Consider the following 21976-nt stretch of genomic DNA (forward strand, 5'->3'; position numbering starts at 1 on the left):
TTTTCATTCACTATTCTAAGACATCTTCCCAATCCAGAGCATCTCCAAGGTAAATGGATTTTACCTGATCGCTAGTCAGCTCATCAATTCCGCTGTCATTGTTTACAATTACCGCAATTCCATCCTGTGCAATTACTGTAGGACTCAATCCTTCAGAAGTCTCGCTGTCTTTTAATTCACGAGAAGCCATTCCAATGTCACAAAGGCCATCAATGACCGACTGCATACCTGTCGTAGAATCACTCTGCTGTACTTCAATTGTAACATTCGCGTTAACTTCCTCATATGCCTCTTTCAGCTTCTCCATAACTGGTGAGATGGAGGAAGAACCGGCCACTACAATTTTTCCTTCTGGTGAAGTTCCTTTATACTCCGGCTGATCTCCCACTGGAATGTAACCGTTTTCTTCTACAACAGCTTGTCCTTGTTTGCTCATGATGAAATTGATGAAATCCTGAGCTGCCTCGCTCACATCATCCTTCACTGCGATGTTGAACGGACGAACTACTTTATAACTTTCATTTTCCACATTCTCTGCGCTCGGCTCTGTACCGTCAATTTTAACTGCCTTTACGGTATCGTTCAGAGAACCTAAAGAAATATATCCGATAGCATTCACATCTCCTGCTACCGTAGTCATCATGACAGAAGTACTGTTCGTAACCTTGGCATCCAGCGTCGTCATATCTATTTTCTCGCCGTCTTTATCCTCCTGCTGTACTCCAAATAATTCTACGAAGGCACCCCTGGTTCCGGAACCATCTTCCCTTGACACAACGGTAATCGGTCCACTTGCCCCTGTAGCTTCTGTTTTTGTATCTGCACCTGTATCACTGTTGTCTTGACTTCCACATCCCATTAAAACGGTACTTCCAATCATCATTACTGCCATACATGCCGCTAACGCTTTTTTCATTTTCATAATATTGATCTCCTTTCATCTCTCGACTACAGGTATCAGCATAAAACATCTAAGTAAAATCTGCCCGCACCTACACGTAAAATTAATGTAAAAATCAGATGTAATTCCCACCAAAACGAACAGGAAGAAGCGTTTTTGCTATAGGAAAGCATAGCGAAGTGGGGAAGCCCACTTCAACTCCCCCATCCCCTCAATCTTTGAGGGGCGCAGTCCCACTTTGCGCGCCGCCGCAACACCGCCTTGCGGTGTACTACCTTATTGCGGCGTGCGCATCCTGCCCGGAGGACTTTTTATTGCATAGGAAACGAAGTTTCCTATGCAATAAAAAATCCGATATCACACGGACTCGTCTTTTTCTGTAACAGAAAACACAAGTCTTAGTGATACCGGACTCTTTCTCTTTAAGTATTCTTATTACTCCTGTGCATCCTCAGGCGCCTCATCGTCTGCTGCCGGTGTAGCCTCTCCTGTGTCAATCTTCGCATTATCTACCAGGAACTGCTTCACAACCTCTATGCCGACATTCTGATTAAACCTCTCCTCGCCTGCCTGTTTCATCGCATCGTCTACACTCTCATAACCGTAGTTCGCTGCCATCTCCTCACGAATTTGATCGCTCTTCTCATCGTCCAGAGACAACCCTTCCTGATTGATCACCGCCTGGGCTACCATAATCATCTGAAGATTAGACTTTGCAGTCTCCTCACACTGAGTATTGTAATCATCCTCGTTCATACCCATCTGCTCCAAAAAGTCAGACAGTTCAATTCCATATGCTTTGCACTGCTCTTCCATCTGTGATTTTACTAAATCCGTCTCTTCCTTCAGCAAGTCCTCAGGATATTTTTTTATCTCACTGCCGGACACCAGATTGTTCCAGGCCGTATTCCCCAAATTTATCTGAGAAGATTCCTCTGCACTCTTTTCCAAATCTTCAACAATGGATTTACGATACTCGTCCACCGTCTTCACATCTGTATTCTCAGCCACCCATTCATCTGTCAACTCAGCAGGCCTCTTAATGGAATTCACAGTCACAGTAAAGACAGCATCCTTACTCGCCAGCTCTTCACTGCCGTAATCCTCAGGGAAGGTGACATTTACATCCCGTGTCTCACCGGCTTTCGCTCCTACCAACTGATCTTCGAACCCTTCCACATAGCTGCCGCTTCCCAGCTCTAGATCGGTTCCCTGTCCGTCCGTACTTCCGCCGTCAAATTCCTTTCCGTCGACTTTTCCCACGTAATCAATATTGACAATGTCACCGCTCTGTGCAGTCTCTCCCTCACCTAATGTCTTCGCATTCGTCTTCAAGTCACTGTCGATGGTCGCCTGAATCTGTTCCTCGGTGACATCCTGCACTTCTTTCGTCAGTTCCATTCCTTTATAATCACCCAGTTTTACATACTTGGCAGGGTCCACATCTATAATCTTAGAACCAGATTTACTCGTCCCCGCCTCAGCAGAACTCTCCGTCTTAGAGTCCTTCTGCTCGCTCCCGCCACTGCATCCAGTCACTGCCATAGTCATGCACATGGCCAAAACAGCGATACACCATCTTTTCTTCATAATATCTCCTTTCTATCTGCAAAAGGTCTGGCTGCCCAGACCTTTTGAGTTTCCAAATAATAAAACTCATCTTTAGTTATAACACACTTTCTATAAAAAAGAAAGTTCTGCCCCTTACATCTCCGGTACTGGAGTCGGCCTTGCCGGGTCAAAGACCTCTTTCGCATCAAACAGATCTGAGAGCATCTCTGGGTTATAGTACATGCGATAACCATCCAGGTTTCTTCTTCCCTGTCTCACATAAGAATCCGTGATCTGTACCCAGTACTGGCTAGAATCCACATTACAGAAGTAATTGTAGCCACGACTCTTATAGTACGCGAACTTAGGATTATCCATCGTATACTGCTCCCAATTGCCTATATCCGCGCCAAACGCAAAGACGATCATGTCTGTCTTTCCAAGAATCGGAGCGACATAGTTCTCCCATTTCTCATTGTCCTCCTGAAGCTTTTCAGCAGAGTCTGAAGTGGCGTTGCGGTGTCCCCAAGTATGACTTGCGAACTCCCATCCGTCTTTTTTCATAGCCTCCGCCACTTTCTTCGCCTCTTCCACTTCTTTCTCATAGTCAAAGTCTGGATTTTGGTCTAAAAACTTCTGTTGGTCTTCACTGAGATTCTCCCCGGTCTTGTAGGCAATATCCGTACGGTAGCCCAACACTCCGTTATACCCTGTCATTGCAAGAATTCCCTTACGTCCACGGTAGGAAAAATCAGGATGTTCATCGATAAAGGTATCCAAAAGCGGCACAAGATCGTAGTCTCCAACCGATACCGTTCCATCATCTTCCACGTACTCCGCCTTGACATCCCCGTTCTCATCCAAGACGAGCCTACTGGCCATACCGTCTCCGTCCATATAATGATAATAGCTCACATCATCCTGAGATAGAACAAACGGCTTTTTGTCTGGCGGCAACATGATCTTCCCTCTGGTCACCGTCCCATCTTCATGAAATGTGGCCATATCATGAAGGCTGACCAATACATATCCTTTCTCATACATGGACTGGGTAATTTTATTGAACTCATCAATCGTTGTCATCACCTGATTATAGCCTGCTTCTTTCGAGTCTCCATCGAAAGCTTTGCTGGTATCTTTAATCAAAGTGTGGTAAAACACATGAGTAATTTCCTCCAATGGATATTCCACACAGGTAGCTTTCGTCGCTTCATACCCGGCTACAGCTTCCTGAAGCTCTGTATTGCTGCTGTAATCCGGTTGACTTTGAAGCAGTTGAATCGCTCCATCATAGTCGTACATTGCCGCGAGCAAATCTGCCTGCTCCTTCACCGTTTTCTCTTTTTCTGCTTCCTTGTCTTTCTTCTCTTTATCTTCTTTTTGTTTATTTTCTTCCTTCTGTTTTTGGTCCTTATCTTCCTGCTCTTGGGATTCTTCGCTCTGACTTTGAGGATCCTCCTCTATCTTAGCGACCTCTTTTTCTCCCTTTTTTCCCCCTTGTTTCGCAAAAGGATTGTCATCAGAAAATGGAAGCAATGCACATCCGCTCAAAAGACTGGTGATACAGAACAAAATCAGAATCATCCGCACATTTTTCTTCATGTTTCTTGCCCCTTTCTATTCTTTTGTTTCTCCCCTATGAATATTTATTTGTACAAGATTTCGACATCTTTCGTTCATCTTTAGTATGCCCTCAGATCAAGAACATTATGAGTTACTGTTCCCTTCGTTCGCAATAACCATTGTGTTACTGTTCACTCACTTGTGGTTCGTGAGCAGTAACATGCTTTGCGATGCACCAAACTGCTGCAAACAGCAGTTTGGTGCGAATATGTCTCGGGATTTTTGCACAAAATGTCCAAAAACACCTCGCGAGATATCGAAGGACTGAACTGTAACACCATTATAACATAGCGGTAACTCTGTTTTCAATTTTGTAATTGCCTTTTTTCTTAAATAATGATAAAATATAATTCGCAAAAATTAACTGTTTATAAACAATGTTTTTACAACATCGGTCTACAGTTGATGAAGCAATCTATTATCAGGAGGCCAGTCATGAGTAAAATAACGATTACTCTGCTTGTAATTCTTGTTATTCTTCTGATCACCCTTATTGTACTCTATTTCACCGGCAAAAAAACTCAGAAAAAACAGGAAGAACAAAAAGCGCAGATTGAAGCTGCAAAACAAACCGTATCTATGCTGATCATCGATAAAAAGCGTATGCCCATCAAAAACTCTGGACTTCCGCAGTTTGTCATTGATCAAACCCCAAAGTTAATGCGTCGTTCAAAGCTTCCTATCGTAAAAGCTAAGGTCGGTCCTAAGATTATGACTTTAGTATGCGAAGCAGATATTTTTGATCAAATTCCGGTAAAAAAAGAAATTAAAGCTGAAGTCAGTGGTATTTACATCGTGGGCGCCCGTGGACTCCGCGCGCCTCTTGAAAAACGCACCAAGAAAAAAGGATTCTTTAAGCGTATGCTGGACCGGGCCAATCCGTGATTTTGCCTCTTTGCGGCGCATGCATCCTCAGCGGAGCGTTTATGTAACAGAAAAAGCCGTTTTCTCTTATCAAAAGTACCGATAAGAAGAAGACGGCTTTTTTCAAATTTCAAAATGTCCTGCGTCCTTTGACTGAGCCTCTATGGTCAAGAAACAGTCAGCCACATATTCTCCATTCATCTCTAACGCATAATCTACCTTTGCGTTTAAATGGTCAATCCCCTCCTGAAGATGCACTCTGGCCGCTGAAATCCCCATCTCAATATTTCCAAATGGAGTTGCATAATAGGTCACATTTTTCTTTTCTTTCTCAAATACCATATGTACGTTGATAAGTCCCTTCTTCCGGACTTCCACACCCTTGGGACTAATCTTAATATAGTTGATGGTCTTCTCGTTAAACCCTTCCACCATCTCCTCATATCTCAGGTAATGGCTTCCGTTTTGATAATAGTACTCCCCACCGATTACCAATTCAATCGGTTCCTGTCCGTCCGCTTCTCCCAAAGACTGTAGGCCCACGATACGGATTAACACATCTTTTGTCATCTTCTGCCCTCTCTCTAATATTTTTCAATATCTATCTTTTTTGTCTTCTCCACGTCATAAGGCAATATGGAGTCCGCAAATTTCCTAAATTTCTCAGCCAGATCACTGACATAAAAACGATAAGGAAATTCCTCCTGGCCCCTTCCTGTGCTAAGCAGGTTCTCCTGGCTTAAGAGTTTCTTCAATTCCAGAGCCGTCTCATAAGCCGGATTCACCAGCTTCACTTCAGGTCCCACAACCTTCTGAATCAGAGATCTCAAAAGCGGGTAATGTGTGCATCCCAAAATTAAAGTATCCACTTCTTTTTCCAAGAGCTCTCTCAGATATCGTTCGGCGATCTCTTCTGTCACAGGGTCTTTTAACCACCCTTCTTCCACTAGAGGCACGAACAGCGGACAAGGTTTTCCGTAAACGGTGATCTCCTGGTCCAGCGACTTTAACCATCTTTCATGGATACCGCTGTGAATCGTTCCCTCTGTTCCTATCACACCTACTTTTTTATTCATCGTCGTCTCTGCGGCCACCCTGGCCCCTGCCTCAATCACTCCTATGATCGGTAAATTCATTTCTTTTTGAATTTCACTCAGGGCAAAGGCACTGGCCGTGTTGCAGGCAACCACAATCGCCTTTACGTTCTCTGTCTCAAGAAATCTTATAATCTGGCGGGAATACCTCAGTACTGTGTCTTTGGATTTGCTTCCATAAGGCACTCTCGCCGTATCTCCAAAATAGACGATCTTCTCCGACGGAAGATTTCTCATGATCTCCCTCGCCACCGTCAATCCGCCGATTCCCGAATCAAAAACTCCCACCGGCGCTTCTCTATCTAATCTCATATGAACTCTCCGACTGATGTTTTTCTCCTATTTTATCACCAAAATTCGGAGTGCGCAACCATCGGAACGTAAAGCGGGGCTTCGCGGATATCTCATCCGAGGGCTTCTCAGAATAACAGTATTCAGGGTACAAAATTCCCCAAAAGCCTTGTGTCATCTGAATATTTCCACCGCCTTGAAAGATGACAGCCGACATCGCCACAAGCACAGAGATTAACAGCCTCTTTCCAGGTTTTTGAATCCATCTCATATGCAATTCTCCTTTCCCCCGACACCTCAGTACCGGGGCTACATCTGAAGTATTGCCCTCTCTTATGCTTTTATACAAAATCCACTAGAATTTTCCCATTTTCATCCCTCAGCGCCGGAAGCTTCGGAAGCTTAGATTTTTCATACCAATAATAGTAGACTTCTTTCAGTGTGACTCCACTTTTCTTACGTCCCTCCGGGCGATTTTCATAGATACCTGTCAGATATTGGCCAAGAGATGTCCCCAAAGACTGGTTTAAATTCATAAGATTGTCCACATTTTCTCCCTCAAATACGTACATATCCTCCCCCACGAGGGGACTCTTCTTCATAAATTCCAGAAAGGTCTCCCAGTGTCTTCCCTCCAAGAGTCCCGGCCCCAACACTAAGACTTCCAAATGCCCCATATCCAGATATTTGTCCTGAGACCACTCGTACTGTTTTTGAATTTCACGGAAGGATTTTCCCTGAAAAGACAGCACAGAGGTATCTCCTCCTTCTTCCTTTTTATCCTGTCCTGTGGAGGCTGGAAGATCGGGCATCGCATAATAGACCTGAAATTGTCCATCCGCCCAGTCCACTCCCATAGCCAACGGATATCTTCTCTTCTCAGGTTCAATCCCTGAACAGCCACACAGCTGAAAAACCACACAAAACAGCAATATACAAGCAATCCATCTTTTCATGTCTTCCTCCTATTTTTCATCCAAACCAGCATACCCACAATTAGAAACCCTGGGAAATACACGTAGACCAAAGACAGACCATAGATCTTCTCCACAGAAAATTTCCACAACTCTTCCCAAGTCAGAAGATACATCAAAATCGGCATCCAGTACCTGCCTGTTCCAAGCTGTAAAGTCTGTAGAATATGACTTCCATAGTGTAGGACACTCCCCACAGAAAATAAAAGACTGTAGAGCAGAACCGCCAGCCAAATCACATCAAACCTGGCCAGAACTTCCCCCGGCAGATTCGCCCCCGCCAGAAGAGGCAGAATCGGATACTCCTCTTCCTGGAGTCTGACCCAACCGTAATTCGCCTGAAGCACCACCAAAGACGCCAAGAAAAAGAGACTGGTGATAGCAACACCATAAAAGACCGGCTTGCTCGCGCTTCCAGTTTTCTCCACATGTTCCAACGCAAAAGGCAGCAATCCTATCCCTGTGAAAGCGGCCAGCAGACCATAGCCCGCCCGACCAAACCCTGCCGCTGAGATTTCAAGCCCTCTAGGATCAGCCTGAAAATATTCCCAGCTTCCTTGAAACGCAGCTACAATCAGCAACAGAAACAAAAATCCCAACACGAGAGGATAAGAGACTTCTCCCATTCTTCCCCTCTTTTGCATCCCCTTATGAGTTCCGAAACTGCAAACTAAAATCGCCAAAAGGCTGGCCGCCTTGCCAGAAAACGAAGAAAGTAGGCTGATCGGCACCACATCTTCCACCAAAGTCAGCAGATATGCTCCCGTGAATACCGTAAAAGAAAGATAAAACACTCCGATTAACAGGCTGCACCATTTTCCAACATATTTAGGAAGATTTGCATAGTACGGAGTCAGGCGAATTAAAAATATCACATAAAAGTATAAAGGAATCAAAACTGCCACAGATGCCAGCATTCCATTTGCTCCCAGCATCGACCGATATCCTAAAAGCCCCAACAGAAAAGGAGCTGTGAGACTCAGCACTAATTGTCTGGTCAGCTGTCTGTGTGAAATTCGATTGTTCTCCGCATATTTCATCCCTTCATTCTCCTTCTCAGCCGAATTCTCTGTTCTTTCCGGGCAAACACTGGCCTGCTGTTCATCTTTCGAAGAGGTCTTCTGAGAATTCCACCTCCCTGGCTATCATCCTTCTTCACAAAAGGAGTCAGATATGGCACTTGAAAACTCAAAAGTCCTGCTAAATGGCTTACAACCAGGTAAATGCCCAGTACAATGCCGTAGAGGCCAAAATAACCGCCCGCAAACAAAAACATATATTTCAAAAGCCGGAACGGAGCGGAAAATTCTTCGCTTGGAATAGCTAAAGACCCCAGCGCAGTCAATGCTACAATTATGACAACAATCGGGCTGACCAGGTTCGCCGTAACGGCCGCCTGCCCTACAATCAGTCCTCCCACAATGCCAATGGTACTCCCTAAAGAGCCCGGCATCCGCACCCCCGCCTCCCGTATCAACTCGAAGGACAGTTCCAAAAAAATTAATTCCACGATACTGGAAAACGGCACCCCTGAACGCGCCTCCGCAAAGGATAGTATCAGATTCGCCGGCAAAATCTGCGTGTGAAAACGTATCACCGCTAGATACAAACCGGGCAATAAGGTGGCTGTCATAACCGCTAGATACCTCAACATTTGTATGAACGAGACCATCTCAAACCGATTATACATATCCTCACTAGAAGTCATAAAGCTGTGAAAAGTCGTGGGCAAAAGCAGTGCCATCGGCGAGTTGTCACACAGCAGGACCACTCTTCCTTCTAACAGTTCCATCGCCGCCCTGTCTGGCCTCTCTGTGGCCTGAAACTGAGGAAACGGGGAATACCATACTTCTTCTGTCAACTGTTCTACCATACCGCTGTCAAAGATTCCATCGATCTCGAACTCATCCAACCGCTTCTGTATCTCATCCAATAGGTCTTCCTGTACCAGATCGTCTACATACAAAAGCTGAAGCATCGTATTTGACCGAATTCCCATCTGTCGTTCCACTACCTTCATCCGGGTATCCTTCAGGCGCTTTCGAATCAGAGCACTGTTGATTTTTACTGAGTCAGTAAAACCCTCCTTTGACCCCCTCAAGACCTTTTCTGTCTGCGCCTGTCCCACACCCATACTCGGATAGCCTTTGCTGGCAATTTTAATCGCGCGGTCGTAGCCGTCCATAAAAAAGATTGCATTTCCCGCCAGCATCGCCCCCATAGCTTCCTCTAAAGTCGGCAGTTCCTTTACATCAGAAATTCCCAAGCTGTTGTCCTTTAAGAATTCTTTCATCTTACCCGGAGGAATTTCCCAGAAATGATTGATCAATTTGCCGATTACTGAGTCCTCCAACATCATGTTAGAGACTGCCACTTCCAGATATACTACGAGACACTCAACTTTCCTCTCATCACCCAATCTCATCGGCCGAATAATGATATCTGCACAATCTTCACACTGTTTTCGAATATATTCCTCGTTCTTTCTGACAGTTTCGTATACAGGTGTCTTCTCTCCCATATTTTTCTCCTCACGTTCAAGCCATATTGTTTATCGAAGCCGGCGTGCGCACCCTCTGCGGAGCGTTTTTGTTATGGGAAGAATTTTCATAAATTCTTTCCATAACAGATCAAAGTGGGCAGCTTTCTTTAATTCTCACATCCCTTTATTTTTAAAGAATTTGCTCACTTTGCGCGTCGCCGCAACACCGCTGCGCGGTGAAATTCCCCATTGCGGCGTGCGCATCCTCTGCGGAGCGTTTTTGTTATGGGAAGAATTTTCATAAATTCTTTCCATAACAAAAGAGAGACGCCGTCTTTGCATCTCTCTTAATATTTCCAAATATTTGCTTTTTATTCCACCTGTGCTATTTATGGCTGTCCAGATGAATACTCTCTATGATTCCTTTTCTTTGGTTCTCTATATGGCTGGAAGCTATTTTCTTCGCCTTCTCTATGTCCCTATCGCGAATCGCCTCATACATCTCTCGATGCTCCATCACGAGACGGTTCCTCGTCTTTTCATCCTTTAAATATTCAATCCGATAACGATAGATCTGCTCTCTAAGATTGTTGAGCACCTGCAGCAACCTCTTATTTTCCGCCGCGCGGTAGATAATCTCATGGAACTCCACATCTGCCTCCGCCAGCTTTGTCAGATCTCCTTCCTCCAACAGTCCCTGAAACTCGCATTCCGCATCAGCCAGCTCCTCCAGCTCTTGTTCTGTCATTCTGGCACAGGCCTTCTCGATGGCCATCTCTTCCAGACAGCAGCGCACTTCGAGCACGTCATTGAGATCTTTCTCTGTGATATTCGCCACCTGTGCACCTCTCCTGGGAATCATAATCACCAATCCCTCTAGCTCTAGTTTTCGAATGGCCTCCCTGATGGGTGTCCGACTGACCCCCAATTTCTCTGCCAGAGCGATCTCCATCAGGCGTTCCCCTGGTTTTAGCTCTCCCTTTAAAATTGCTCTGCGCAATGTATTGAACACCACATCCCTGAGAGGCAGGTATTCATCCATATGAATCGAAAAATTACTTGTCATTGGTTTCTCCTTATCTGTCTATCTTCTACGGGTATGAAACACCTGAGTCGCAAAAACATTTCTCGCAAGCTGGCTTCTGATTAGACGGTCATAAGCCTGCTTTAACGTTTTTCGGTCCTTAAAAATTCCAAACACAGTCGGACCACTTCCACTCATCATAGCTTTCTCGGCCCCATTCTCCTCCATCAGAGTCTTAATCTGGCCGATAACCGGATACTGCCGCACAATTCCCGGCTCGAACACATTTTCCATACGCCTAATCACACCGTCCAAATCCTGCTCCTCAATGGCTGCCACCATACCGTCTATGTCTGGGTGGTTCCCAATGCTTTCCAGTTTCAAATTCTCGTAGGCAGTTTTCGTGGACACACTAATCCCCGGTTTTCCGATCAAGATATAGCAAAATGGAAGCTGAGGCAACGGCGTCAGTATCTCTCCAATGCCTTCCGCCAGCGCGGTCCCCCGCAGAACACAGTAGGGCACATCTGCTCCGATCAACACGCCTCTCTCCATCAATTGCTTTTCTGACAGGCCTAGCTGGAAAATCTGATTGATGCCAACCATCGCTGCCGCCGCATCTGAGCTTCCTCCTGCCATACCTGCTGCCACGGGAATGAACTTATGAAGCTGCATCCTCACACCGCTGTCCACCTGAAACTCATCCATCAGTAGTTTCGCAGCCTTGTAGACCAGATTCCTTTCATCTGTGGGAATATAAGGAAGGTTCGTGGTAAGAGAAATCCCCTTCGCCTTTCTGGGTGTGATTTCCAGAAGATCATACATTTTTATCGTCTGCATTACCATGCGCACATCATGGTATCCATCCTCTCTCTTTCTAACCACGTCTAAACCTAAATTCACTTTCGCCATCGCACGTAAACGCATGATTTCCTCCCACTGGCACCTTACACGGAAAACTCGCTGTCGGCAGCCCCTCTCACGTTTCATCTCAAAAAACACAGTATTATTGTACGTATTTTTATACAATTCATTGTAAATGATTTTGTCAGATTTGTAAAGTCACAATCATCTCTGTACCTCTTTCACCAACAGTAGTGGCTGATATGGCTGAAGCTGTTCTGTGCTAAGCTGATTCACCTGTTTAATCTGGTCTGTCGTCGTGTAAAAGTTCTTTGCGATATCCCAGAGAGTATCTCCCGGTTGTACCATGTAGACAGTGATGCCCGGCATATTCTGTATCCTGTAAGGGTCTAGCGGTATCTCCTCCACCTCTTCCATCAGAGGAACCTCTTCCCTGCAAAGTACCAGTGCATTTAGATTCAGTACAATTTTTACCTCGATCTCATTGCTGTCCACCATTGTCGTAGATAGCTGCTCCAAATCTGTCCTGAGAAAATAGATACAGTTTTCATCCACTCCTTTCGCCTCTATCACATGAGAAAATGGTATCATTGCCTCCATAGAATAAAACGGCATATCATCATTCCCTACAATATAGAGTACTTTTATCTGTACTACTCCTTCTACCAGGATACCGTTTTCAACAATCTTGGTCTTATCTACCTTTATTTTACCTTGGCTGTGACAGATCTGCAAAATTTTTCCCTGAGTCTCTTTTACCTCCACCCGGTCATTTAGCCTACATTTTGAAAAATTTCTAACCAACAACCCATCCAGAATCTCATTGTGTACGACAGGATTGCATTCCATTGTAGGAGTATACACATCCATCAAAAGCTCATGCTCTTCTTCCTGGTATATCTTCATATCCAGCTCCAAAACCACCTCGGCCTGCATCAGACGTTCCTCTCCGTCCGGGTCTGGCTTCACCCCCAATTCCTTTTGAAGTGCACTCACTTCGATATTGGGAATCATATCTCCCGTACAGCCCGCGCATTCCACTTCTCCCCGGAAAGGTATCGAATGTTCCATCCACTGAAGCGGATTTCCCTCATCATCTCCTTCATAGAGAACAAAAACAAACAATTCTCCTTTTACGGACACCTTATCCTCATCGGGGCGCAGGTCCACTCCTCTGATCTCCAGAGTATGCCATAGTATTTCGTGAATATTCGGCTTATTCGACGCCAGAGGAATTTCTTCTTTCAGACGCATAGTATCTTTTTTATGTACGCGAAGTCCCATAATTCTAACATTCTTTTTCTTACACGAAATTCCTTCCTCCTCTATTCCCACAGGAAGTGCGATATCCCCCAGCTCATCCACGACTGCGAAGAAAGTTACCAGCGCTTTGATATTCAGCTTTCTGGAATTAATCACATGGAGACTCAAATCTTCAATCTCCCATTTCAGACAAATCTTATCTCCGCTCTCAATTCCCTCTAAATTCAGAGTCTCCTCGATAGGCAAACTGGCTGACAGACTGTACACCCGGCCTTCTTCCTCTTCTCCCACATACAGCAGATCTACACAAAGCTTCGCCCTGATGAAAGCCTGGTCTTCATTCAGTTTCACTTCTTCGATCTGAATCTCTCCCTTGCTCTGAATCATTCTTCCGATATCTGGTTTCACATCCGGCACATTATAGTCCTCATCAAATGTGATTTGATTCGTCGCCTCACTTTTCACACGAAGTATCTGCACTCTCTCTTTTTTCAGTTCCATCTAATCTCTCCTTTACTCTTCTTGACTAAATTATATTTTACATTTCCCAAGTCAGCTCTGAAAACGTACCGGCAAATCCCGATACTCCATTTTAATCACAATATATGGATAAGAAGGCTCCGGCGACTGATCTTCTTCCCCAGAAGGCCCCAGCAGCTTTGTTTTCAGCTCTAGGGCATTTTCAGTCATCGACAACGCCTCCACCTGTATGCTGTAGCCTCCGCCCTCCTGCTGCCCGTACCCTTTGACCAGGTACAGCTCATTTCCACTTTGATATGCCATCTGAAATTCCTGTTCCTTCCTCTCCTCAATCAAAGCCTGAATTTCTCTTGGCATATCTTCTTCCTTCACAACCGTATAATCTAGTTTTTGTTTTTCTTCTCTGTCAATCTTAATAATGCCACAACTGCTCAATCCCACAATGAGAACAACTGCGGCTAAAATTCCCAGGCTGATTTTCTTCATACTTTTCCTCATACTTTTTTCTCAACATATTCTATGCAAATCTCAAAAGATTTATTGCAAGTATTTTAAATATTGATTATAATAAGTAGAACGCCGTGTCTATTAACTAACGGTATGATGATCTCTATAAATCATCTGGAGGAAACTATATGATTCGTTTTATATTAACTTGTATTATCGTGGTCGGTTTTTTGATCCTATCCATCCCTATCTTGATCGTAGAATGGATTGTTGGAAAATTCAATTCTAACCTAAAAGCAGTCAGCTCCTTGCGCATTGTCCAGGCGGTATTTCGTCTTTGCCTGAAAGTAGCAGGAGTAAAAGTCACTGTAATCGGAGAAGAGAATGTTCCAAAAGACACCCCGGTTCTCTATATCGGAAACCACAGAAGCTTCTACGACATCTTATTGACTTATACCCGCTGCGAACGTCTCACGGGTTATGTGGCTAAATATGAAATGCGTAAAATCCCTCTGCTCTCTGACTGGATGCGATACCTGAACTGCCTGTTTCTCAACCGAAATGACTTAAAACAGGGGATGAAGATCATCCTGAACGCTATCGAAAAAGTGAAATCTGGAATCTCTATCTGCATCTTTCCGGAAGGAACCAGAAATAAAAACGAAAACGAGCTGGATCTTCTGCCTTTTCATGAGGGCAGCTTTAAGGTAGCCACTAAAGGAAAATGTCCCATCATCCCCATGGCGATGAACCACACATCCTCTATATTTGAAGACCAATTTCCTAGAATTTGTCCTCGCCACATTATCTTGGAATATGGAAAACCAATATATCCTGAACAGCTTTCTAGGGAAAATCAAAAAAGATTGGGTGCCTACACACGTGAAATCATTACAGATATGCTGAAAAAAAATCAGTCATTTTTAGAAGTGTAAAAATATAGATCGAATAGGGAAGATTTGTTCCCCTATCCGCCGCGATATAGCAGCCAGCTTATCGCGTAAAGTAGGCGGACTGTTTTTCACAGTCCGCCAAATTAGGAATCCTGCCAAGCAGGGTTTTATTTTTTATACATTTTGCTTCCGGATTAGGGTGTACTCTCACCTATTTTGTAGATCGTCAGTGAAACCGTACTGTAGATAATGCTATCTCCATCCACGATCACCCTCAAAGTCGCTGGAACAGCAGTCACTTCAACCGGCACCGTAAACGCCATGTTGACCGTCTCTGTCGACGTATGGAAAGAATGCTGCGTACCAGAACCACTCACGCCAGTTCCATTCACCTCCAAATACAAAGTGAGGCTAAAGGGGAACGTCACGCCTGACGCAGGAGCCACCACACCATTAAATGCAACCGAATAGATACCTGTCTCGCTGATGGTGAAATCTGTATTGTTTTCAGCATGAGAAATAGCATCTCCCTTTACCATAGAGTTTCGGTCAAACCTCAGAGCACTTCCTGACGTACCCGGCTGAGGTGCTGCGGAATAAGCAGACAGCAGTTCTACCGGTGTTCCGCTTCCCCCATTCTCTCCTCTCGGAATCACAAAATCAAACACAGCTTCCTGGTCCGTTCCCGAATTTGTCACAGATGCTTCTGTCCCTGGATCTCCGGTCGTCACTGTCCCGACTCTAATCGTGGCAGCTTCCCCAGTAGGCCCAGTCTCACCAGTCACTCCGTCAGCACCAGTAGGACCAGTGGCTCCGGTGGGACCCGTCGGCCCCGTGGCAACATTCCTCTATGGACACACAGAACTTATTTCGCACCCAGAGCTGCCATCGTAATATAGTTGTACGGCTGATTAAAATGAGGCAAGAAGAAAATGTCCAGCAGTTTTAACTTGTCAATCGTCACTCCTTCTTCTATTGCCAACGAAAACATATGAATTCCCATGGAGATGTCTTCCTCTGAAGCCATTTGCGCTCCTACGACACGTCTAGACTCTTTCTCATACACGATACGTATCTTTACCTTCGCGTTGTGTTTCATAAATCCAGGTCTCTGTAAATCCTCAAAATCTGTGTATTCTACTTTTAAGCCATTCTTTTCTGCCATGTTCACAGATAAGCCCGTGGATACCATATTGTATCCAAAGATAGAGATTCCATTAGACCCCTGTACTCCGATGGATTCTAGTTCGGTGCCACCTACGTTATGTCCTGCCACAATTCCTGAACGAACTGCATTGGTTGCCAGCGCAATGTAGGTCTCTGCTCTCAGCGCGTTGGAGTAAATGGTCGCGCAGTCTCCCACTGCATAGACATCTGGGTCACTCGTCTTTTGATGGCTGTCCACCCGGTATGCCCCATTTCCAAAACATTCTAAATGTTCTTTTCCCAAACCGGTATTTGGAATAAAGCCAATCGCGTTAATCACCAAATCTGCCGGATATTCTCCTTTGTCCGTAACGACTGCCTCCACGTGTTTGCTGCCTTTATAGGCTGTCGCTCGTTCTCCATAGTGGGTTTCGACTCCGTTTTTCTTCAAATTTTCGTCCATGTCTTTCGAGAACCATGGGTCATAATAGCTCGCCAAAGAGGTAGACGCCACATCAAACAGCCTAACTTCTTTTCCTCTTCGCTTTGCAGCCTCCGCAATCTCAACACCTATATATCCGGCTCCTATCACAGCCACATTCTTTACCGCAGGGTCGCTGATCTGTCTGTCTACTTCCTGACCATCCTGAAACAGCTTCAAAAAGCTGATTCCCTCCAGATCACTACCTGGAATCTGAGGAGCAATCGGCAGAGAACCTGTCGCCAAAATCAACTTGTCATAGCTCTCCTCAAAAGTAGCTCCATCCAAACTCTCACAGAAAATCTTCTTTCCCTCAAAATCGATTTTTTTCACTGTAGTCTCCATGCGGATATCTGCTCCCTTTGCCTCGAAAGCCTCTCTGTTAGTATAGAAAAGATTCTCATAGGAATCAATCTGTCTGCCCACCCAAAGTGCAGTACCACAACCGAGATAACTCAGATTACTATTTCGATCAATCATTACTACCTTCTGCTCCGGATAATTGTCCAGCAATGTGTTCGCGGCAGCAATGCCCGCATGATTTGCTCCGATAATCACTGTTTTCATAATATTACCTCCGTCTGCTTTTTATATTATTCTAGCCGATACAACTGCTTTTCAGTCAGTCTTTCAATGATACTTGGCTATGTTTTCTCGATGTTTGTATTGGCTAATCTAATTATACGAGATTCTTTCTGAAATTTCAACCTTTTTTATCCAGTTTTTCCCTTATAGATTGTAACAGTTCAGCCAGCACCATTCGTAAAACCATACGGTGCACTTATCGTGGCTGACATCACCGTTTTTCTCAGACTGCCTAGGGCAATGGAATTTCGATTCGTGTGTCTCGGCATAAAAGACAGGCAGCATATCATATTCTTGATCGGAATCTTTTATTAAATCATGTACTGGAGGTATTATGACTTATATCCATCAGACTTCTATTTCGTATTCAGACAGTTCCGCCCCAAAAGTCTGGCGAATCGGAAAATATATCCGGCTTTCCAGGGACGATGGAAACAGCGAGAGTGAAAGTATCACGAACCAGAGAAAAATACTGGACGAACAGATCGCCGCCTGTTTCGACGGCAGCTGCTTCGTGACAGACGAATATATAGACGACGGACGCACTGGCACCTCTGACGACACACGGCCAGAATTCATGCGTCTGACCAGCGATGTAAAAAACGGACGAATCAACTGCATTGTCACCAAAAACCTTTCCCGTGCATTCAGAAACAGCGCCAACCAAGGAAAATTCTTAGAAGAGTTTATTCCCTTGTACAACACCCGCTTTATCTCCCTTTATGAGCCCCGAATTGATACCTACCTGAACCCAGAGGTCGTCCATAGCCTAGAAGTCAGCATCACGGGATTTATCAATGAGCAATACGCCTACAAAACCAGCCTGGATGTTCGCCGCACCTTTGATACAAAACGAAAAAGCGGCGAGTTCATCGGCGCATTTGCTCCCTATGGGTATCTCAAAGACCCAGTGGACAAAAACCATCTGGTCGTTGACCCAGAGGCCGCAAAAGTCGTGAAAGATATTTTTCATTGGTTTGCCGACGATGGGATGAGTAAACGTGGTATTGTCCTGAAGCTCAACGAAATGGGTATCTCAAACCCTACCATTCATAAACGCCGCCAGGGACTTAATTACTGGAATCCCCAGATTTACAATAATGATGGCCTGTGGAGTGAAAAAACTGTACACGATATCCTGCGAAACAGAACTTACACCGGATGTCTCGTCCAAGGCCGCCAAAAAGTACTCAGCTATAAGCTTCACCGCCGGGTACAGCTTCCAGAAAAAGACTGGTATATTGTGAAAGATGTTCACGTCCCTATCGTGAGCCCCGCGCTGTTTGAAAAAGCCCAGGCCCGCAGCCGTCTGAATACCAGAACTGCACCAGGACAAACCCAAGTACATTTGTTTTCTGGCCTTCTTCGCTGTGCCGACTGCCAAAAATCTATGACCCGTAAAACCTCAAAAAACAATGTCTACTACTGTTGCAGTACTTATACCCGCAAATCTAAATTCAAGTGCACAAGACACAGTATCCATGAAGACCGTCTCAAAGAAGCCGTCCTTTTCACCCTCCAAAAGCAAATTGAACTTTTGGTAAATTTACATCAAATCCTAAAAACGATAGAAATCGCTTCGAATTCCAGTTCAGAAGCAACTCAAATTGACAATCAGTTACTCTCACAAAACAAAGAATTGAAAAAACTAAGCACCGTACAAGACCAACTCCATCTCGACTTGTATGCCGGCATTCTCTCTTCAGACGATTATACAAGGCTGTATACCCGACTGAAAGATCGTTCTTGTCAGCTTCAAAAATCTATCTCCGCCTTAAAAGAAAGAAGCGTCTCTCTGAAAAACTCTGCTTCTCCCTATCTGGATAACTTTCTTAGCACAAAGAACATCAGCAAGCTAGAACACAGTCTGCTGACAGAACTTATCCACTCTATTCAAGTTCACGAAAACGGCAAAGTCACTATAAACTTTCGGTTTTCAGACCCTTTCCCAAGCAATGAAATCTGAGCAGTCCAACGGCAAATTTTCAGCTATCGGTTGTTCTAATATTACTGCGGCCGTCGGACCGGTGGGCCCTACTGGTCCGTCTGCACCTATTGGACCAGTCGCCCCAGTAGGCCCTGTCGGACCAGTCGCTCCACTCTTTTATGCCCAATTATTGATTCCGTTGTACACTATGAATATGGATTCTTAAAGCAAAAGACAATCGTAATCCCACCGTTCTCATGCACAAGAATTTCTTCTACCAACTCTGTAAGAATTCCCTGGGACAAAGAAAAAATATTTCCATGTCTCAGGAAATATTCAAGATCAATGTTGCCACAAATATTTTTTTGCCTTTCTGATTTCAAGTCTTCTTTAATATTTTTCAACACAATTTTAAGCCGATTTTCTTGCTCTTCCAGTTTCCCTTTTATCTTACTGTATTGTTCAAGCGTGAGTGTTCCATTTTTCCAGTCCAGATAAGACTCCGCCAAGAGATCTTCTGACTTTTTCAGCTCCCGGGTACGCATAAACAGCAATGTTTGCAATCTACTTTTTTCTATGCCAGCAACAGGCCATTTAGTAATTCTTGAAATCGTCTCATCCACGCAGCCCGCCAGTTCAATTTGTCTTTGAATCACCGTCAGCACAGTTTTTTCCAGCACATCCAGCCGAATTGAGTGAATGGTACATTTATTTTTAGATTTGCGTTTATAGGTAGAACAGTTAAAGTAGACGATATTTCTCGATGGTTTTCTAGTCATACTTTTATGACAATCCGCACATTTCAAAAATCCTGAAAAAAGATAGTTGCAACGCTTTCCTGGAGCTCGCCTCCTCTCTCTCGCCTGCATCTTTTGAGCTAAAGCAAACATCTCCTCCGTGATAATGGCCTCATGGGTATTCCGTACTCTATACCACTCTCCTTTTGGCACTCGCTCTCTGTCATGTACCTTATAGCTGACCACTCTTTGTTTTCCCTGAACCATAGTTCCAGTATACATTTCATTGGAGAGAACTGCTGCAACACTAGCCCCCTGCCAAAGTCCATCATTTTTCTCTATCTGAGGATTACAGTATTTCAATCCCTGACGACGCTTATAGGCGGTGGGATTGGGAATTCCCAGATCATTTAGCCTTCGGGCTATTCCCTCCTTGCTCATATTTCCTCTGAATCGTTCCTCTTTTTCTTTCTCCATTTTCATATCCCCATAGACATACCAACAGAAAATATCTCTCACCACCTCTGCTGCATCCGGGTCAATGATTAGATGGTTCTTGTCCTCAGGATCTTTAAGGTATCCATAGGGGGCAAAAGCTCCGATGAATTCACCCCTACGCCTTTTTGTGTCAAAAGTTCTTCTGATATCGTTAGAAGTCTTGCAAGCAAAGCGGTCATTCATAAGCCCGCTGATCGGAACCTCCATTCCGCTAACTACCTCAGGGTCGGTAAAAGTATCTACTTTAGGGTCTCCTAGCGTGACAAATCGAGTGTGAAACTTAGGAAAATAGCTTTCCAAAAAGTATCCCTGATCAGAGTAATTGCGAAACGCTCGGGAAAGATTTTTGCAGACAATACAATTAACCTTTCCTCTCTCCACATCACACAGCATTCTCTGAAACTCAGGACGGTCATAATCTGTGCCGCTTTGTCCATCATCGATATAAATATCCTCAATTATATCCTCTTCTTGAAAATTCTCCTCCACATACTCTAAGATAATCTTTCTTTGATTGGAGACGCTTAGGCTCTCATCCTTTCCATCCTCGCGGGAAAGACGGATATAGACAGCTATACGCCAGACAATACGTTTTTTTAATTCGAAAGATTCTTCAGGTAATTCCTTCCTTATACGTACCATTCTAATCTCCGAAAGCAATCAGCTCTGCTTCAAACGCAAAAAATAAGCCTGCAGAAGCTCTCCAAGCTCAGGCCCATTTTCAGTAAAACAAATTTGCACCGGTGTCTCCCCACACAAAAAGCAGTAAGGGTTTCCTACCTGTTCCAAAAAGGAACACATTTTTTGCTCCGGGCTTAAATTCTCATCCAGATGAATCTGAGAAATATCCGTCAATTCCTCCTTTCTTATATCCCCCCATCTCTGCTGACTCATTTTCGACGGTCGTCTTACATCTGTCATATCGATTCCCCCGTTTACTTCTACAAAGCTGATTTATATAGAAATTTTTCCATACATCCTATGAAAATCTGATTGTCCGCTATGCGAAAAATTCTCTTTATCTATCGTAAACTATAATTTTCTTCTACACTAACCAAACCAACAGTGTTGGGCATATATCAACGCCTCTGTCGCTCCCACCGCACCTGTAGGACCTGTGGCTCCTGTTCCCGTCGCTCCTGTCGGACCCGTTGGGCCCGTTACTCCCGTTGGGCCAGTCGGGCCGGTCGGACCTGTGGCTCCTGTTCCCGTCGCTCCTGTCGGACCCGTTGGGCCCGTTACTCCCGTTGGACCAGTCGGGCCGGTCGGACCTGTGGCTCCTGTTCCCGTCACTCCTGTCGGACCCGTTGGGCCCGTTACTCCCGTTGGGCCAGTCGGGCCGGTCGGACCTGTGGCTCCTGTTCCCGTCACTCCTGTCGGACCCGTTGGGCCCGTTACTCCTGTTGGACCAGTCGGGCCGGTCGGACCTGTGGCTCCTGTTCCCGTCGCTCCTGTCGGACCCGTCGGACCCGTTACTCCCGTTGGACCAGTCGGGCCGGTCGGACCCGTCGCTCCCGTTCCGGTTGGGCCGGTCGGGCCTGTGGGCCCTGTCACTCCTGCTAAGCCGGTAGGACCCGTCGGACCGGTTACTCCCATAGGCCCAGTCGGACCGGTGGCCCCCGTCGGACCCACGTATCCCTGAGGCCCCATTGCCCCTGTAGGCCCCGTATAGCCTCTCGGGCCGGTCGGACCCGGGCATCCTCTCGGGCCTGGAGGGCCAGGACAACCTCTCGGCCCGGTCGGACCTACCATGCCATGATTTGGACCACATCCACAGCAATTCGAACTGGCTCTCATTTCATCTGAAGAATCATTATTTCTAAACATCATTCTATACTCGTCTCCCAAATA

21 protein-coding genes are annotated in these 21976 nt (G+C 45.2%); 3 read left to right on the forward strand and 18 right to left on the reverse strand.

The genetic code is table 11. The features are described from left to right. Window positions 1-10: 10 nt before the first annotated feature. The 3 genes from BLHYD_RS16825 to BLHYD_RS16835 form a co-directional block, all read right to left on the reverse strand. Window positions 11-922, reverse strand: coding sequence for a substrate-binding domain-containing protein (locus tag BLHYD_RS16825; RefSeq protein ID WP_005952204.1), 912 nt, complete (start codon window positions 920-922; stop codon window positions 11-13). A 414-nt stretch (window positions 923-1336) separates the two neighbouring features. Then, a complete protein-coding gene (gene tig / locus BLHYD_RS16830; RefSeq protein ID WP_005952205.1) occupies window positions 1337-2491 on the reverse strand; it encodes a trigger factor in 1155 nt (384 codons plus the stop codon). Between the two features lie 114 nt (window positions 2492-2605). Beyond that, window positions 2606-4054: a polysaccharide deacetylase family protein gene (locus BLHYD_RS16835; protein ID WP_005952206.1), complete on the reverse strand. Its 1449-nt coding sequence runs from the start codon at window positions 4052-4054 to the stop codon at window positions 2606-2608. A 456-nt stretch (window positions 4055-4510) separates the two neighbouring features. On the opposite strand from BLHYD_RS16835, the gene BLHYD_RS16840 reads away from it, so the two are divergent. Beyond that, window positions 4511-4960, forward strand: coding sequence for a hypothetical protein (locus BLHYD_RS16840; RefSeq protein ID WP_021844350.1), 450 nt, complete (start codon window positions 4511-4513; stop codon window positions 4958-4960). A 102-nt stretch (window positions 4961-5062) separates the two neighbouring features. Here the strand turns inward: BLHYD_RS16840 and BLHYD_RS16845 are convergent, their stop codons facing one another. The 10 genes from BLHYD_RS16845 to BLHYD_RS16890 all read right to left on the reverse strand — a co-directional run bounded on the left by BLHYD_RS16845 (window position 5063) and on the right by BLHYD_RS16890 (window position 13897). Beyond that, window positions 5063-5509 (reverse strand): YwiB family protein, encoded by a 447-nt coding sequence (locus BLHYD_RS16845; RefSeq protein WP_005952208.1) that lies wholly within the window; start codon window positions 5507-5509, stop codon window positions 5063-5065. Between the two features lie 14 nt (window positions 5510-5523). Continuing rightward, window positions 5524-6345: a glutamate racemase gene (gene murI, locus BLHYD_RS16850; protein WP_005952209.1), complete on the reverse strand. Its 822-nt coding sequence runs from the start codon at window positions 6343-6345 to the stop codon at window positions 5524-5526. Beyond that, the gene (locus BLHYD_RS16855; RefSeq protein ID WP_021844351.1) at window positions 6332-6595 is read right to left on the reverse strand and encodes a hypothetical protein; all 264 of its coding nucleotides are present in this window, start codon (window positions 6593-6595) and stop codon (window positions 6332-6334) included. The genes murI and BLHYD_RS16855 overlap by 14 nt, the downstream gene beginning before the upstream one ends. A gap of 70 nt (window positions 6596-6665) precedes the next feature. Continuing rightward, window positions 6666-7280, reverse strand: coding sequence for a Ger(x)C family spore germination protein (locus BLHYD_RS16860; protein WP_005952211.1), 615 nt, complete (start codon window positions 7278-7280; stop codon window positions 6666-6668). Next, entirely contained in the window at window positions 7277-8338 is a 1062-nt protein-coding gene (locus BLHYD_RS16865; RefSeq protein ID WP_005952212.1) for a GerAB/ArcD/ProY family transporter, read from the reverse strand. Before BLHYD_RS16865 ends, BLHYD_RS16860 begins: the two co-directional genes overlap by 4 nt. After that, entirely contained in the window at window positions 8335-9819 is a 1485-nt protein-coding gene (locus BLHYD_RS16870; protein WP_005952213.1) for a spore germination protein, read from the reverse strand. Before BLHYD_RS16870 ends, BLHYD_RS16865 begins: the two co-directional genes overlap by 4 nt. Window positions 9820-10165: 346 nt before the next feature. Beyond that, entirely contained in the window at window positions 10166-10846 is a 681-nt protein-coding gene (locus tag BLHYD_RS16875; RefSeq protein ID WP_021844352.1) for a GntR family transcriptional regulator, read from the reverse strand. Window positions 10847-10864: 18 nt separating this feature from the next. Further along, window positions 10865-11731 (reverse strand): 4-(cytidine 5'-diphospho)-2-C-methyl-D-erythritol kinase, encoded by an 867-nt coding sequence (ispE, locus tag BLHYD_RS16880; RefSeq protein WP_021844353.1) that lies wholly within the window; start codon window positions 11729-11731, stop codon window positions 10865-10867. Window positions 11732-11872: 141 nt separating this feature from the next. Further along, window positions 11873-13432, reverse strand: a complete 1560-nt coding sequence (locus tag BLHYD_RS16885) for a DUF3794 and LysM peptidoglycan-binding domain-containing protein (RefSeq protein WP_005952218.1) — start codon at window positions 13430-13432, stop codon at window positions 11873-11875. Between the two features lie 51 nt (window positions 13433-13483). Beyond that, window positions 13484-13897 carry a protease complex subunit PrcB family protein gene (locus BLHYD_RS16890; protein ID WP_021844354.1) on the reverse strand — a complete coding sequence of 138 codons (414 nt, stop codon included), beginning with the start codon at window positions 13895-13897 and terminating at the stop codon, window positions 13484-13486. Between the two features lie 149 nt (window positions 13898-14046). On the opposite strand from BLHYD_RS16890, the gene BLHYD_RS16895 reads away from it, so the two are divergent. Then, window positions 14047-14793, forward strand: coding sequence for a lysophospholipid acyltransferase family protein (locus BLHYD_RS16895; RefSeq protein WP_005952222.1), 747 nt, complete (start codon window positions 14047-14049; stop codon window positions 14791-14793). Window positions 14794-14945: 152 nt separating this feature from the next. Here the strand turns inward: BLHYD_RS16895 and BLHYD_RS16900 are convergent, their stop codons facing one another. Together BLHYD_RS16900 and nox are read right to left on the reverse strand one after the other, a co-directional pair. Beyond that, complete coding sequence (locus BLHYD_RS16900) at window positions 14946-15536, reverse strand: hypothetical protein (RefSeq protein ID WP_005952224.1); 591 nt, start codon at window positions 15534-15536, stop codon at window positions 14946-14948. Between the two features lie 80 nt (window positions 15537-15616). Further along, the gene (gene nox / locus BLHYD_RS16905; RefSeq protein ID WP_005952226.1) at window positions 15617-16945 is read right to left on the reverse strand and encodes a H2O-forming NADH oxidase; all 1329 of its coding nucleotides are present in this window, start codon (window positions 16943-16945) and stop codon (window positions 15617-15619) included. 352 nt (window positions 16946-17297) lie between these two features. Between nox and BLHYD_RS16910 the strand changes: the two genes are divergently transcribed. Further along, window positions 17298-18929: a recombinase family protein gene (locus tag BLHYD_RS16910; RefSeq protein ID WP_005952232.1), complete on the forward strand. Its 1632-nt coding sequence runs from the start codon at window positions 17298-17300 to the stop codon at window positions 18927-18929. A 167-nt stretch (window positions 18930-19096) separates the two neighbouring features. Here the strand turns inward: BLHYD_RS16910 and BLHYD_RS16915 are convergent, their stop codons facing one another. The 3 genes from BLHYD_RS16915 to BLHYD_RS16925 all read right to left on the reverse strand — a co-directional run bounded on the left by BLHYD_RS16915 (window position 19097) and on the right by BLHYD_RS16925 (window position 21955). Further along, entirely contained in the window at window positions 19097-20767 is a 1671-nt protein-coding gene (locus BLHYD_RS16915; RefSeq protein ID WP_005952234.1) for a recombinase family protein, read from the reverse strand. 18 nt (window positions 20768-20785) lie between these two features. After that, complete coding sequence (locus BLHYD_RS16920; RefSeq protein WP_021844356.1) at window positions 20786-21046, reverse strand: DUF6870 family protein; 261 nt, start codon at window positions 21044-21046, stop codon at window positions 20786-20788. A 129-nt stretch (window positions 21047-21175) separates the two neighbouring features. Continuing rightward, window positions 21176-21955, reverse strand: a complete 780-nt coding sequence (locus tag BLHYD_RS16925; protein ID WP_331676212.1) for a hypothetical protein — start codon at window positions 21953-21955, stop codon at window positions 21176-21178. Between the last annotated feature and the right edge of the window lie 21 nt (window positions 21956-21976).

Origin of the sequence: Blautia hydrogenotrophica DSM 10507, assembly GCF_034356035.1 — a bacterium.
In the GTDB taxonomy this organism is placed as follows: domain Bacteria; phylum Bacillota; class Clostridia; order Lachnospirales; family Lachnospiraceae; genus Blautia_A; species Blautia_A hydrogenotrophica.